The organism is Latilactobacillus sakei subsp. sakei DSM 20017 = JCM 1157 (assembly GCF_002370355.1).
GTDB classification, from domain to species: domain Bacteria; phylum Bacillota; class Bacilli; order Lactobacillales; family Lactobacillaceae; genus Latilactobacillus; species Latilactobacillus sakei.
Map to the genome: position 1 here is coordinate 344,718 of NZ_AP017929.1, position 14,020 is coordinate 358,737.

A 14,020-nucleotide genomic window follows, 5' to 3' on the forward strand; every position below is an offset into this window, starting at 1 on the left:
GCTGACGAACCTTTCGTTTAATGGTAAACTGAACTAAATAAAAAATATCGAGGATCCCAATGAATAAAAACATTACAATTAAAGACATCGCTAAATTAGCTAGTGTTTCAGTAAGCACTGTTTCTCGAGTCATTAATCATGATCCTAGTGTTGCTGATGCAACTCAAAAAAAAGTTAGCAAAGTTATCAATGAATACCACTATCAACCTAGTATGATTGCCCGTGGAATGGTCTCAAAAAAAACAAATATGATTGCCGTTATCGTTTCTGATATTACTAATCCATATTTTAATCAGTTCGTTGCTATTTTAGAAAAACGACTACTACTTGCTGGTTACACACTATCTCTATTTGATTCACAAACTGCGCTAACAACTGATAAGGACTCTGTCTTAGCCATTGAAACCAAAATTGTAAACCAAATTCGTGAAAATCACTTTGACGCAACCATTATTTTAGGTGGTCTCATTGATCGTCTCAACATCCCTCAAGACTATCTCAAGACTCTTGAGAATTTAATCAGCGAAATGCCAACAATCATCGTCGGACGTGCTAATATCACTGAGTTACCAAATTCTGAAAATCTCACTTATCTAAATCGAGACCAGATTATTCCAACCAAACTCTTAGTTAACTATATGCTTAAGCAGAAGCATCATCAGTTTATTTTCATCGGTGGTAATGCATCAGCATGGATCACAAACGATCGAACAAATACTTTTAAAGAGGTTCTTCTCGAAAATAACGTTCCCATTTCCGATGATTATATTTTTAATAATAATTTCTATTTTCAAGACGGCTACAATGCTGCAAAACACGTTATTCAATCGCAACTCTCCTTTGATGCAGTTGTCGCTATTAACGATCGTGTTGCTATGGGCTTTTTAAGAGGTATTAAAGATCTTACTAATCTTGATTTTTCAGAATTTGCATTAGGAAGCTGTGAATTCTTCGAAGAAAATGCGTTTAGCATCCCAAGAATTACATCAGTTGACCATAATATTGAAGCCCTCAGTAACTCAGCCGCACAGTTATTGATTGCTACTTTAGAAAAGCAAAGCCTTCAAACCTCACTACCAGATATTACGCCTAAGTTGATTTTGGGCGAATCTTGCTAAACAAAAATAAATCAGTATTAAAAAAACGAGTTAACCCTAATAGGTTAACTCGTTTTTATTATCACTATTTTTCCATCATGATTACTTCTAAAATCGATTCCCCATGAGTGACCGATTTAGCCTGTAAGTTCTCCAACGTTCTCATTTGTTTAGGTTGTGTAAAGAAATTAATCACAATGTCATCATAACCTGCTTCGTGAATTAGTTGTTGATCAAAACTGAGTAGCAAATCCCCTGCCGAGATCTTTTGGCCGTCAACATAATGAGTGACAAATCCCTCACCTCGCATATTAACGGTCTCCAAACCAACATGGATAATCATCTCCAGGCCATTATCCGAGACAATTCCTAATGTATGCCGCGTCGAAAAAGTAAATTTAATATGTCCGTCAAATGGTGCGTAAATATGTCCCTCTGTTGGTTGAATTGCAAAGCCTTTCCCCTCAAAACCATTTGGAACATCATCTAACGTTAATAACTGTCCATCAACAGGCGCTAGAATTTTAGTCGTAATGCCCGTCAAAACCTTATCATTATCACTAGGTAAGTGGCCTTTTGCTAAACGATTCTCTAGCTCAGTCACAATTTCAGCATGTTTCTTTTCAGTAATTTTAACCTTAAACATAAATACAATTAACGCTAAAATTGATGAAATCAATGGTGTGTAGAAGGCGAATAGCTCAAAAGTGTGAATATTTTTTGCCGTCATATCAGCGGCCGTTGCACTCCCAGTCATTCCTGCCATAATCGCTATCGTTCCAACAATCCCATTTGAAAATGCACCTGTAATCTTATCCAGCATTGGACGTACAGCCAAGACAACTGCTTCATTACGATTACCATTTTTTAATTGACCATATTCAATCGCATCTGTTAACGATAAAACAATTACGAGCTGTGCAAAAGTGAAATTAAAGAGGACTAAGCCGACAATTAATAATGCCATATTTGTACTAGCAAAAATAAAGATAATATATGATAGAATCATCGAAATTTGTCCAACTAAGAATAACATTTTACGTGGAATAAATTTATTTAAAAGTGGATATAATGGCGCTGTTGAGAAGCCCACAATTGTTGCCACTGCGCCAGCTATCCAGAATTCACCAGGTTGTCCAATCACAAATTTAAATAGATAGAATAAAACCCCATTTGTAACAACGTAAGCAAGTGAATATAGTAGATAAGCACAGCTAATCCAAAGAATCTGATCATTTTTGGCGATTCCTACAAAAACATCCTTAATTGTTGTTTTTTGACTAGCCGCCTGCCGAATAACGTCATTTTTTTCCGTTGTGCCAAACGCAACTGCTAACGCTGAAAGGACTGCAATTATTGAAACAATAATCGCAAAGGCTAACCAGCCTTGAGGCCCTTGATCATGCTTTCCTGTTGCCAGGTAAGTAAAGTATGTCGTAATCGGAACAACAATCATCGTTAACCCGTTCCAACCAATAGAGCCTGTAAAACTACCCAATGCTGTAAAAATACCACGTTCTTTACTATCTCCACTGATAGCGGGCACCATGCCCCAATAGGCCACATCGGCAAAGGAATAGAATACATCTAAAATAATAAAAATGATTACAAACGCTATTGCAAAGAGGAGCCAATTTACCTTAGCTAATCCAAAAATCCCTGTAAAAATAATAACAAGTAAAATTGCACTGACAACGCTCCCTATCACTTGCCAAGGTTTAAACTTTCCCCAACGAGTCTCTGTATTATCAACAATATTCCCCAGGATTGGATCAACGACGACTTCTGCCAGTCGGATAATCACGACTAGTGTGGTGATTAAACCAATCAACCGATTAGCCACTTTGGGACTAAGATCCGTAAACATCCCACTAGTGACATAAACAATAAAATACGTACTTAATGCCCCATAAAAGGCGGAATGCCCCAAATTCCCCAATGCAAATGCAATTCGTTCCTTTAACTGTGGCCACGTTAACTTTTTCTTAGCCGTTTGCTGTTTTTCCATCTTAATACCTCCCTAATCTATTTTTTATTTGATTGCCTCTGAAAAGACTCTGGCCTCATAAGCGCTTAGTTTAATAGGCCCGTTTGTAATTTTATGATCAGACGTCAATACGTCCACCAAGTCTCTCGTTACTTCTAATGTAATAGGTTCATGGCTAAAATTAATCATAAAATAATACCGATCATGCTTGTCTTCTCTAACTTGAATAGAAACGGTAGGGTTCGTTTCTTTTAATGGTAATTGCGCTTTGAGTCCTAATTTTCGTGTTATTTTGGCGTAGAAATCATCTAAAAAATCATCCTCTAGGCGACAAGCTTGATAATAGGCTATTCCTTTACCAAAGCTGTTTTTCGTAAGCGCCGGTGTTCCTTTATAAAAATCATTTTCATAAGTGCCAATAGTCTCTGCATCCACTACTGATACAACTTCACAATAATCCTTTGCTTGATAACTTTTATTTCCAATCAATACATGATTTGATTGTTGTGGATAGAGTGTATCAGTCTCTTGAATTGTAATCCCATAACTTTCTTTCAAGGCTTGTGGCCAGCCTCCTTGGTGTGTTAAAAAGGACACATCCACAACACTTGTTATATAAGTTCCGACAAGCTGTCCACCTTGCTTCACATATGCTGCTAATTTTTCAGCATAGTCATTACTCATTAAAAAGTGCATTGGATCAATGACCAATTGATAATCCGTTAAATCCTGTTCAGTCGAGATAATGTCCACGGCAATATCATTTTCCCAGAAATAGCGATAATGTTCGCTGATTGTCCGCCAATATTTCTTCGTTTCATCCGCGTAATTACGAGCATCATCTAACGCCCACATATTAGCGTAATCAAAAACAATTGCTACTTTTGCTGCTTGATATTTTGTATTTTTAGCTGTTTTTAATTGTTCTAAATCCTGTCCTACTTTCATAACATCCCGGAAAACTCTACCTTTTGTTTCCACTTGATTACTAATCACAGCACCATGAAACATTTCCGAAGCCCCTAATGATTGGTGAAGTTGAAAGTATAGTATTGAATCTGCGCCATGCGCAATTTCCTGTAAACTAGCCATTTCATGCATGCCTGGGCGTTTTGAACGATTGTAAGGATGCCAATTTACTTGTGAGGGTGTACTTTCCATAATTAAATAATTTGATTGTTTAAGACCGCGCATCACATCATTCATCAATGCTGTTTTCATGGCTAAGTGCGCCGTACTTTCGTAGCCATTAGCCCAATTAGGATAAGAATCCCAACTGATAACATCGACATGTTTGGCAAATTTCTGATAATCCAGGTCATAGAACACGTGTGATTCTGGTGGATTACCACCCATGAAATTAGTCGTTACTGGCATTTCTGGGGTTATCTCTCTTAGCGGTTGAATTTCAGACTCATAAAAATCAATTGTTTGGTCTGTTACAAATTTACGCCAATCTAAATTTAGCCCTAATACACCAGTATCACCATTTGGCATTGGCGCTTGCACTTGCTGCCAATCTGTATACGTATGACTCCAAAATGTATTCCAATAAGCATTATTTAGATTATCTAATGTTTGATACTTACGTTTTAACCATTCTCTAAAAGCTGACTGACACAGTTCGCAATAACATTGACCACCATATTCATTTGAAATATGCCATAAAATAACTAATCCACTATGACCATAGCGTTCCGCCAACTTACGATTAATAATTTGGACTTTCTCGCGATAAATCGGCGACGTATAACAATGATTATGTCTTTCCCCAAATTGTAATCGTTGGCCCTGTTCGTTAACCCTAAGTACCTCGGGATATTTCTCGGCTAACCATCTGGGTCTAGCACCACTGGGCGTTGCTAGAATTATTTTTCCTTTTTGATCAGCTACTTGTTTAAATATTTGATCCAACCAAGAAAAATCAAACTGCCCTTCTTTCGGTTCTAACTTAGCCCACGAGAATATCCCTAATGAGAATGTATTAATTTTAGCTTGCTCAAAAGCCTTAAAATCATTTTTCACAACATCTGGCTGAGATTGCCATTGTTCCGGATTATAATCCCCACCGTGTAAAAAAACGGTTGTTTTTAAGTCCCTTACCATATGATTTTTACCTACCTTTTTTGAAAGTCATTTTTAATCTATCCCTAGCATAATGATTATAAATATCATCAGCAAGCGTTTTCATAAATTAATTACTAAAACATAGTAAACAAAAATTAACTCTTGTTTACCGTGTTTATACCGCTACAAATCAATAATATAGTAGTTTATCTTTCGTAAAAGTATGCTATGATTTAGTTATCGTTACCGCTTACATAATTATGTACACATCTTACTTTACAGGAGTTGATTTTCATGACGACAATTCGCGAAATTGCTGCTAAAGCTGGTTATTCACCTGCTACGGTCTCCAGATTATTAAACGATGACCCGACATTTTCAATTTCAGACACTGCCCGTAATAAAATACTAGAAACTGCTCGCAATCTTAACTATCAACAAATTAGTAATATTAAGAAGAATCCTTATAACATAGGTGTCATTTTTGCTATTTCTCCTCAAAAAGAGCTGGAAGACGTTTATTACAGTAATCTTCGGCAAAGTATTGTTCATTACAGTAATCAAACTAATATTATTCTTGATTTTTATTTAAATGTCACTGATATCCCCGATAAAATAGATGGTTTAATTGCCATTGGCCAATTTAACTCAGAGGAATTGGACGTTCTTGCAAATCAATCTAGTAACTGCCTTTTTATAGATGCCAATCCAGATCCCCATCGCTTCAACGCAGTTCAACCTAATCTAGAAACAATCACTGAACAAGCAATTGATTTATTTATTAAAACTAACTTTAAACTGATTGGTTTTATTGGCGGTTCCTTTTGGCATGCTAACCAAGCACTGACCCAATTAAAGGATCCCCGTCAGAAGTACTTTGAAAGTTATACCCGCGAACTAGGCATCTATCATCCAGAAGCCATCTATATTGGTGATGATTTTTCCGTTAAAACTGGCTATGAACTAGGTAAAATGATAGTTGCTAACCTTGACAGTCAGCCTCTACCTAACGGTTTCTTGATTGCATCTGATTTATTGTCAGTTGGTGTTTTACAAGCTTTTAATGAAAATAAAATTACCGTACCGACAGATACTTCAATTATTAGTATCAACGATATCGATCTCGTTAAGTATGTTTCACCACCTCTAACAACGTTTAGAATTGATACTGACCAACTCGCCAAAGTAGCAATTGATACACTCAAAGAAAACATTATTTTTCCTACTAAAATGCGAAAAACAATTTTAATTGATGCTGATTTAATCTATCGAAAAAGCTTCTTAAACCATTCTTCCTTGCTAAAATAAAAAACACCCATTAATTGGGTGTTTTTTCATGATATTAAAATTTAACCTATTTGACTCAACGTTTCAAAAATTTTTGCAGTTGACTGCACTTCTTCTACTGGGTCTGTGAGTGTTGCTAGCTTAGCTTTATAGAATTTATCTATCTTCTTAACAACCTCTTCTCCAGTTGACGTTAACGCAATTGTAACGACGCGCTGATCTTCATTAACGCCACTGCGTTCTTTAGACAAATAATTGCTATAATAGAGCTGCGTCAATTTTCGGCTCACGGCCGCTCTTGAGATACGCAAATCCTCACTCAATTTCGTTGGCCTAATACCACCTGCGACAGCAATCCGTTTCATCAGAACAAACTGTTCAAATGAAATGTGATACGCCTCGCACGGCTCATTAAGGGACCTTCTCATATTATCTAGCTGCTGAATCGCTTCATAAAATGCTAATGTATTCTTCCCCATATATGTTCACCACACATTCCTCTTAACATATCGCTATATTTAGTCATGTTAATCTGTTTTGCTAAAAAAGGATTCTGGATAGCCAGAATCCTTTTTTACATTCAAACAATATTATGAAGCTGTAACACCTGTGTATGATGTCCATGTTAAATGAGCTGTATAGATGTTATTACCAACTTTTGAATCTTTTGGCAATGTTAAGTTGATGTCTGAACGATCCCAACCAAAGACGTTAGCACCTTGTCCTTCAGAATCAGCAGCGTTAGCAACTTCAACTTCTGGACTTGTGCCATCTAATGATAATGACACATTATTCGTAATTGTTGATACGTCGTCATTATCAATAGTTGTGTCAGCTTGGAAACCACTATCTTGGGCTTCATTTGTCAATTTAGGAACATCTAATGTCCGACCATAAGCAGTATTTTTAAGCAATAGGTTAGCATTATTGATTGTTTCACCGTTCTCAGTTGCTGTTAAAGCATCATCTGATTTAACTTTTAATTGCCATGTACCACTCTTCTTTGTTGTTTTAGCAGTTTCGCCTTCTGGATCATTGTTTTCACGAGTGACTTGTTTATCAACAACTGTTGCCCATGCTTTACCTTTAACATCTTCTAATTTAGGGTCTTCTGTATTTAAAGTTGCTGTTAAATTGGTATCTGTGTTCTTGTATGAAGCATGACGATCATTGCTATCGGTACTTACGTTATGACCAGTAGCATCAAATGTTGGATATTGTGATAAGAATTCTGTATGGTTACCAAAATCTAATACGTGCGGTACCATTTGTAAACGTAAGTAGCCAGTATTCCCGTTATCAGTGTTATCACCAAATGAGATCCCAACTTCAGTCTTGTCAGACATTGGTAATTCTGTACCGCCATTAGCGTCAGCATCGTGTTCTGCTGTAGCAGCGAATGTTGCTGTTGGTGCAAGAATGCTTAAGATTGTGCCGGCTGTTAAAGCTGCACTAGTTAATTTTGTGAATTTCATTTGAAATTCCTCCCTAGATATAATTTGTGCTCTAAGCACGTTTTTTTATAAGACACGTTATGTGTCGTTATAACGAATTTAGATGGTCCATCTGTCAAATGATTGGCTAATTTGACGGGTATTTTTACGGCTGATAACCCAAAACTAATGATCAGCGCAGCCAGTACTGTCTTACATCGTTAGCGTGGTATACGTATTAAAATTGATATAACTCACAATTGCGAAGGCTAGACTCACCAGAAATAAGATGGTCGTCAGTGTGGTTAGTGCAATGAACGTATATTTAACGGTTGAATAGTTATACTTATCGATTAATTTATTAATCATTTTTTGAATCCCTACTTCCATGTTTCCGAATGTTATAAATTGATATCACTATTAATAAGGCACATATAGTAACAGCAACTAGTAAGATACGACGCCTTTTTTGATAGTTCGGATTATGCTCATTAATGTAGCGCGCATCTGTTTTAGTAATTTGAACGGTTTTCTTAATTTGATGTTGATATTGATCGCTCTTAAAGTGAGCAACCATAGTGTAGCGTCCTGCTACCAACCGTTTGCCACCCAATAACAAATTAGCGTTAAAGGTCGAATTAGGTGCGATATGCATTTTTTTCAAATCCAGCTTGTAATTGAAAAAGCCTAACTTCTGATTGGTTAACTTGATTGATAAATGGCCCTTTTTGAGGAAAACCGGATCGGGATTAGTAACCTTAAACTGTAAGGCTGCTTTCTTATCAACAAAACCTGTCTGCATCTTAGGCATCTCTATCCGGTGTAATTTTTCAGTTGCCATTTTTGTGCCATTTAAAGTAACACCAACTGCGTATACATAACGGTTGTTGATACTGCCACCCGTTGGCCCCATCGCTGCTAAATTAATTGCGAGTGCTTTTTTGCCTTTAAAAGCAGTGTTTGGCATCTTAACTTTTACGTTTACCGATTTTTGAGCGTTAGGGGGAACAACCACTTGTAGTTTGAAATGGACATATTGACTCCCCGGCTCTGGCAAAAGTTTTTTAGAAACCGGATCATCCGACAAGTAATCAATTCGACCATCGTCTGCAGTCTGCGCATCTTTGGCGCTAACTTTAACCGTAATTGGCTTATTCGTTGGGTTAAAGACCTTAATTTTTAAAGTCTTCTCAGCATTTGGTTTTAATTTAAGATTGAAGTAGCCGAGCTTATTCCCCCCAAGATTATCCTTCGGTATTTCTGGATAAATCATAAATGTTACTTTCTGTTTAGCATCAGCTGTTGCTGCCGTCACTAGTTGCGGTGTTGCCTGGCGCATTAATCCCCAAAAAGCGAGCATTATACTGATGATTAAGTACCGCTTTTTCATGAGCGTCTCAATACTTTGACCAATCCGGTTACTGACACTAGCATTAAGACCCCACTGGCAGTTGCCACATAAGCCCACTTATTCTTTGGCTTTTTAAGCGCTTGTGCATTAACGGTTTTGACATCATCGGCCTTAATCGTAAAACTCTTCTTGAAGCGCCAAGTCAATGGCAACTTGTTCCAGAGATTCTGACCATGAACAACCGTATCAATCGTGTATTTCCCTGGTTTCAACTGTTCGTAATCCCACGAAATCGGTAGGGTTAACACTGAGTTAGGGGCTACAGATTGGTTGCTAGTCGTATAAACATGTTTGGAAGAAAAGAGCCCTTCTTTAGAAACAACTGCCTTGGCGCTAACCTTATTAATAACCATTGGTTGTGTATTACGGATCTTAATTCCCATTGCAGCATGACGCCGATAAATCATGGCTTCTGTTTTGTCATATTTCAATTCGGGGTAAACCTTGTAGTGTTGGCCTTTCAGTGCAACGCCCACTGAATAGGCATAGTTACTACCAACTGATGATTGGCCACCTTTTTTATGAAGATATTCAATAAAATGCCAATCCCCATAAATCATGCCGTTTGTTCGATCTTCCGGCATTTTGACCGTCATTTTAAGAATTTTAGTCTCTTGAGCTGCTAATTTAATGGTCTCGCTCTTTTTATCTAATTTAGCAATTTTAGTGAACGGTACTTTCAAGCTTGGATCTAACCCTTTAGTGTTAGCTTGAAAACTAACGCCACCACCAACTTGGGTCATCGAATTTCTCAAGTCGGAATGAACCGTAATTGCGTGATCCGTAAAATTCTGAATCCGCATTTCGAGTTTTTTAGTTTGTCCCTGTGCCAAACTCATGTTGAAGTAATTTAAACTTAAATCCTCTTGTTCATCCGGCAAGATGGGCTGCACTTCAAAGTCCGCTTTTTGGGTTTGAGCAGCAGCTTGAACCTGTGTCATTTGGCAGAGCATCAAGCCCACAAAAGCCAAGCTCAATGCCATTAAACGTCTAACAAATTTCAATCGTACGCACCTCGTTTTATTATTCTGCGATTACTAGTGACCAAGTTAATTGGCTTGTATATTGTCTTGGGAATCGTTTTGTTGCTTTAGGCACTTTCAAACCAATGCTGTAATCAGCCTGTTGGGCATCCCCAAATTGATAAGCCCAAATCCCAAAGCCATGTGCGGCATAGTAACCAGGATCAGGTGTCTTATTGGTGTGCGTCATTAAATTAACTGCCGCGCCTTTAGGTGCCAGTTCAAATTCAGAAGTTAACTTAGAAACTGGTGCGGTTGAGCCAATATCATCACTTTCTTTTAAAGCAATTTGACCGTTATGGAAATTCAACACAGCATTATCTAAGAACTTCTGACTACCACCAATTTTTTCATTGGCATTGGTATGGAACTGATCATCTTGTTTAACATTGAGTGTCCAACCTTTGGAAGTATAGTAATCCTCAACACCGACTTCATAAGGCTGTTTCTTAGCATCTTGCGTCTTAGCCTTTAGATAGTAATTCCGATCAGTCGCTGTTGTATCATGTTTACCAAAATCCCAGCGTTTATCGGCAATAATACCAATGTGAGATTCTTCATACCGATAAGTAATGACTTGTTCATCTTTGGCGTAAGTGACGGTATAATCGTGGGCCAATGTCCAATCAGGTTTCGTGGTTGAACCCCAATCTGGATTAGTCATATTAGAAGAGTCGACAACGGTCCAATTACCGTCTGTTTCTGGAATCACTTTAGGCTGAACCAGTTTAGTATCGCCAATCTTGCCATCAAAGGTTTCATCTTCGGCCAACTTGTGGCTTTCATCTTTTCGATCCCGATAACGAACTACGATTCGCCCCTTGCTTTGCTTAATGTTCAATTTGGCATTATCAGAAGTCCCTTTACCAAATTCAGTTGTTAAACTAGCCTTATTATTAATAACTGATTTATCGGTTTCTTTGACCTTTGCTTTGATATAAGCAATTGCCATTCCCCGTCCCGCAGCCGGTAGAACATGATCCAATGTCACCTGATAATCAGTTAAATCGGCAGTTTGAGTGGCTGTAATATTTTCATCTTTATCGAGATAGTCAATCTTAACTTGTTGAATATCGCCTAAATCAGAATCCAAAACATCCTTTAGAACGGTCCCTACTTTAGTATCAACCGATGACAGATTAACCAGTTGGATTCGATACTCAACTTGGTCATCAACTTCAGCTTCTGTTTCTAGTGCAAAATCATCATCAGCCTTGGTTAAATTTTTGACCTCTTTGATAACTGTGGGGGGTGTTTTTTTTCCTACTTTTACTTTCGCAACATTTGAATGCCATGGTCCACCATAACTACCACTAATTAGTGAGAAAGTATTATCGATTTCTGATTTACTATCAGAATTAATTGTCGCTTTAAAGACAAATCTAATCTTTGTTGGTTTTTTAACCGCTTCTGCTAATTTAATTTCTCCAGTACTTGGCTCAATCGCAACATTCTGGGGATCCCCCCAGGAACCATCCTCTTGCTCAATTTGCATTTGTATTTCGTTCTTCAATAAAGTCAAATTATTGTCAATTGCATCTTTGAAGATAGCACCTGATAAATCTTTGCCAGGATCCAAACTAACGACCGCTTCATATTCGACCGTATCATCTTTATAAGCACTAGTTTCATCTTTAAATACTTTTTCATCCTCTGAAACATTTCTAACTTTTTTTGTTAGAACCGGATCCGCCGGCTTATCAATCTGTAACGTTACCAAATTACTTTGAACCCCAAAATCCGTATTATAGGCAAGACCACGATTAAGTAATTTAGTCCCGTCTGCAATATCATTCGTAACTTTTGCGCTAAACTTCAATTTATTTATTTGATCCGTTTTTAAATCGCCAATAGGCACATTTAATGTCTGTCCACTGACATTACCACCGTCACCAACCACGGCCCCATCAGATGTAATTGTTCCAGGAACGTACTTGATCCCTGTTGGCAATAATAATTTAATAAATATATCGCTCCAATCCTCAGGACCATCAATATATTTAGTATCTAATTCATATGTTAATGAATCGCCTGGTCTTACTTGTCCCAAATCAGTAATAACTTCTTGTGTTCGTTCATCTTTTATTTTTAATAATTGAGATCCTTTTTGTGGAATTTCTGAAATAGCGACTGCATTCAGAGCACTTTTATTCCCAGTAGAACCTGTAAAGCCCCAGTATGCTTCATTCGCGCCAAAAACTTTCGAAGGCTCAAATTGATATGTTTGCTCATCAAGTCCCTCTAATCCATAAGTCATTACTTTATGTGTTGCATCCCACGCTACTTTAAATCGACGCCACTTACCATTCGATAAATAATCACTTGGATATTGCGGATTAATATGATTCCCAGAAGCTGTATTATTTTTTGCTTTAGGAATCACAATTGCGATATGTCCCTTGCCATTATTACTATTAACTTCCTTATCAATTGGATCACGTGAGCCTGTATTCATATACGTATCAAACTCAATGGATAAAGCATTTTTGACATAACCATTGCGACTATTGCTGGAGTTCCCGTAAACACCTAACGCGAAACCACCACCGGCAATTACTTTCTTGGGGGTCGAAGACATTCGCGAATCATTTTGAAAGGTAAACGTTATACCATCGGCGGCATTGCTTGTTTGATTACCTAAGTAAATGTATGAATCATATACAAAATCTTTACTAAAATTCAGTTTTTTCTTTGACCAGATACCACCTACTTGTCCGGTTCTATTTGTAATCTGTAACACATCATTTTCTTTGTCATATATCGGACTTGTCCCAACTTGTTGAGTTAAAACCCCTGACATCGGAACGGTATCATCTGGTACTGGTAAATATTCTGTTGAAGCTCGACTATTTGCATAACGTGATTCCGTTTCTTTGGCGGCCGTTTTCTGTTCTAATACTTCCTTAGAAAATTGACTGGCCTGAATAATTCCTTTAAAAACGAGTGGCTTAGATTCGTAACGACTGCTGGTCATCGCAGTTGCTAACTTCAATTGTTGGTTGCTAAGAATTGTTCTATCCTCAATTTTAAAAACTAATAAATAATCTTTTTTAGCAACTGATTTAAGTGAATTATTCACAGTCGATGCACTAGCAGATGTTTTCTGTTCATCTCCAATAATTTCTTTTAGCGTTATCTGTTTTGCTTTGTCCTTTGGATCAAATTCGACTGAATAGGTCGGATTTTGATTTAATTTCTCTGTGGTAGTTACATCAAATGTTGCGCCATCCGGTACAGTCAGCGTTAAATCTCGTTGTGCCTTTGCTCGGTCGCTTACTTTAACCATGATTTGTTTCTCATTGGATAATTCTTGGTCCGACGTTAACGCAAGATCTGAATCTACTTTAATACTACTTTCAGCAAGACTCGTTCCGGTCGTGGCGATGATTTGAAGACTCATTACCAGCAATAACACCAACCTGAACACTATATTTCGTTGATTTAAAGTCACGTTCTATCCCTCCCAAGAAATTTCTAATGACAACAGCTAACTAAAGTATTTACGCACTACGGCCTATACAATCAAACCAATAATCCGCGCTACTAAATTGCGGATGAATAATTAACCACATATACATTGTCGATAATCAAAGAATAACATGGTAACTGTTTAGCAAAAAACACATAATTGTTACCATTCGGTATCAATTATTTATTTTTTGTTGTTACGCTCCATATTATGGGTAAACAACTAAGTTGCTAATTTGTTATTTTAA

The 14,020-nt window shown here is 37.4% G+C and carries 10 protein-coding genes; 2 read left to right on the forward strand and 8 right to left on the reverse strand.

Features of this window, described 5'->3' with window-relative positions; translation table 11 throughout:
• Positions 1 to 59: 59 nt before the first annotated feature.
• Positions 60 to 1,118, forward strand: a complete 1,059-nt coding sequence (locus LEUCM_RS01720) for a LacI family DNA-binding transcriptional regulator (protein ID WP_016264443.1) — start codon at positions 60 to 62, stop codon at positions 1,116 to 1,118.
• A gap of 64 nt (positions 1,119 to 1,182) precedes the next feature.
• On the opposite strand, the gene LEUCM_RS01725 is transcribed toward LEUCM_RS01720, so the two are convergent.
• Both LEUCM_RS01725 and LEUCM_RS01730 read right to left on the reverse strand, forming a co-directional pair.
• Positions 1,183 to 3,105, reverse strand: coding sequence for a sugar MFS transporter (locus tag LEUCM_RS01725; protein ID WP_025016117.1), 1,923 nt, complete (start codon positions 3,103 to 3,105; stop codon positions 1,183 to 1,185).
• 24 nt (positions 3,106 to 3,129) lie between these two features.
• On the reverse strand, positions 3,130 to 5,190 hold the full coding sequence (locus tag LEUCM_RS01730) for a beta-galactosidase (protein WP_016264441.1): 2,061 nt from the start codon (positions 5,188 to 5,190) through the stop codon (positions 3,130 to 3,132).
• 255 nt (positions 5,191 to 5,445) lie between these two features.
• On the opposite strand from LEUCM_RS01730, the gene LEUCM_RS01735 reads away from it, so the two are divergent.
• Positions 5,446 to 6,459 (forward strand): LacI family DNA-binding transcriptional regulator, encoded by a 1,014-nt coding sequence (locus LEUCM_RS01735; protein ID WP_016264440.1) that lies wholly within the window; start codon positions 5,446 to 5,448, stop codon positions 6,457 to 6,459.
• 41 nt (positions 6,460 to 6,500) lie between these two features.
• On the opposite strand, the gene LEUCM_RS01740 is transcribed toward LEUCM_RS01735, so the two are convergent.
• From LEUCM_RS01740 to LEUCM_RS01760, 6 genes are all read right to left on the reverse strand, one after another.
• The gene (locus LEUCM_RS01740) at positions 6,501 to 6,917 is read right to left on the reverse strand and encodes a transcriptional regulator, SarA/Rot family (protein WP_025016118.1); all 417 of its coding nucleotides are present in this window, start codon (positions 6,915 to 6,917) and stop codon (positions 6,501 to 6,503) included.
• 111 nt (positions 6,918 to 7,028) lie between these two features.
• Complete coding sequence (locus LEUCM_RS01745; RefSeq protein WP_025016119.1) at positions 7,029 to 7,913, reverse strand: WxL domain-containing protein; 885 nt, start codon at positions 7,911 to 7,913, stop codon at positions 7,029 to 7,031.
• A 171-nt stretch (positions 7,914 to 8,084) separates the two neighbouring features.
• Positions 8,085 to 8,240 (reverse strand): hypothetical protein, encoded by a 156-nt coding sequence (locus LEUCM_RS09815; RefSeq protein WP_016264437.1) that lies wholly within the window; start codon positions 8,238 to 8,240, stop codon positions 8,085 to 8,087.
• Positions 8,233 to 9,261, reverse strand: coding sequence for a WxLIP family cell surface protein (locus tag LEUCM_RS01750; RefSeq protein ID WP_025016120.1), 1,029 nt, complete (start codon positions 9,259 to 9,261; stop codon positions 8,233 to 8,235). The genes LEUCM_RS09815 and LEUCM_RS01750 overlap by 8 nt, the downstream gene beginning before the upstream one ends.
• The gene (locus tag LEUCM_RS01755) at positions 9,258 to 10,286 is read right to left on the reverse strand and encodes a WxLIP family cell surface protein (RefSeq protein ID WP_016264435.1); all 1,029 of its coding nucleotides are present in this window, start codon (positions 10,284 to 10,286) and stop codon (positions 9,258 to 9,260) included. Before LEUCM_RS01755 ends, LEUCM_RS01750 begins: the two co-directional genes overlap by 4 nt.
• Before the next feature lie 19 nt (positions 10,287 to 10,305).
• Positions 10,306 to 13,704 carry a lectin-like domain-containing protein gene (locus LEUCM_RS01760; RefSeq protein ID WP_025016122.1) on the reverse strand — a complete coding sequence of 1,133 codons (3,399 nt, stop codon included), beginning with the start codon at positions 13,702 to 13,704 and terminating at the stop codon, positions 10,306 to 10,308.
• Positions 13,705 to 14,020: the final 316 nt, after the last annotated feature.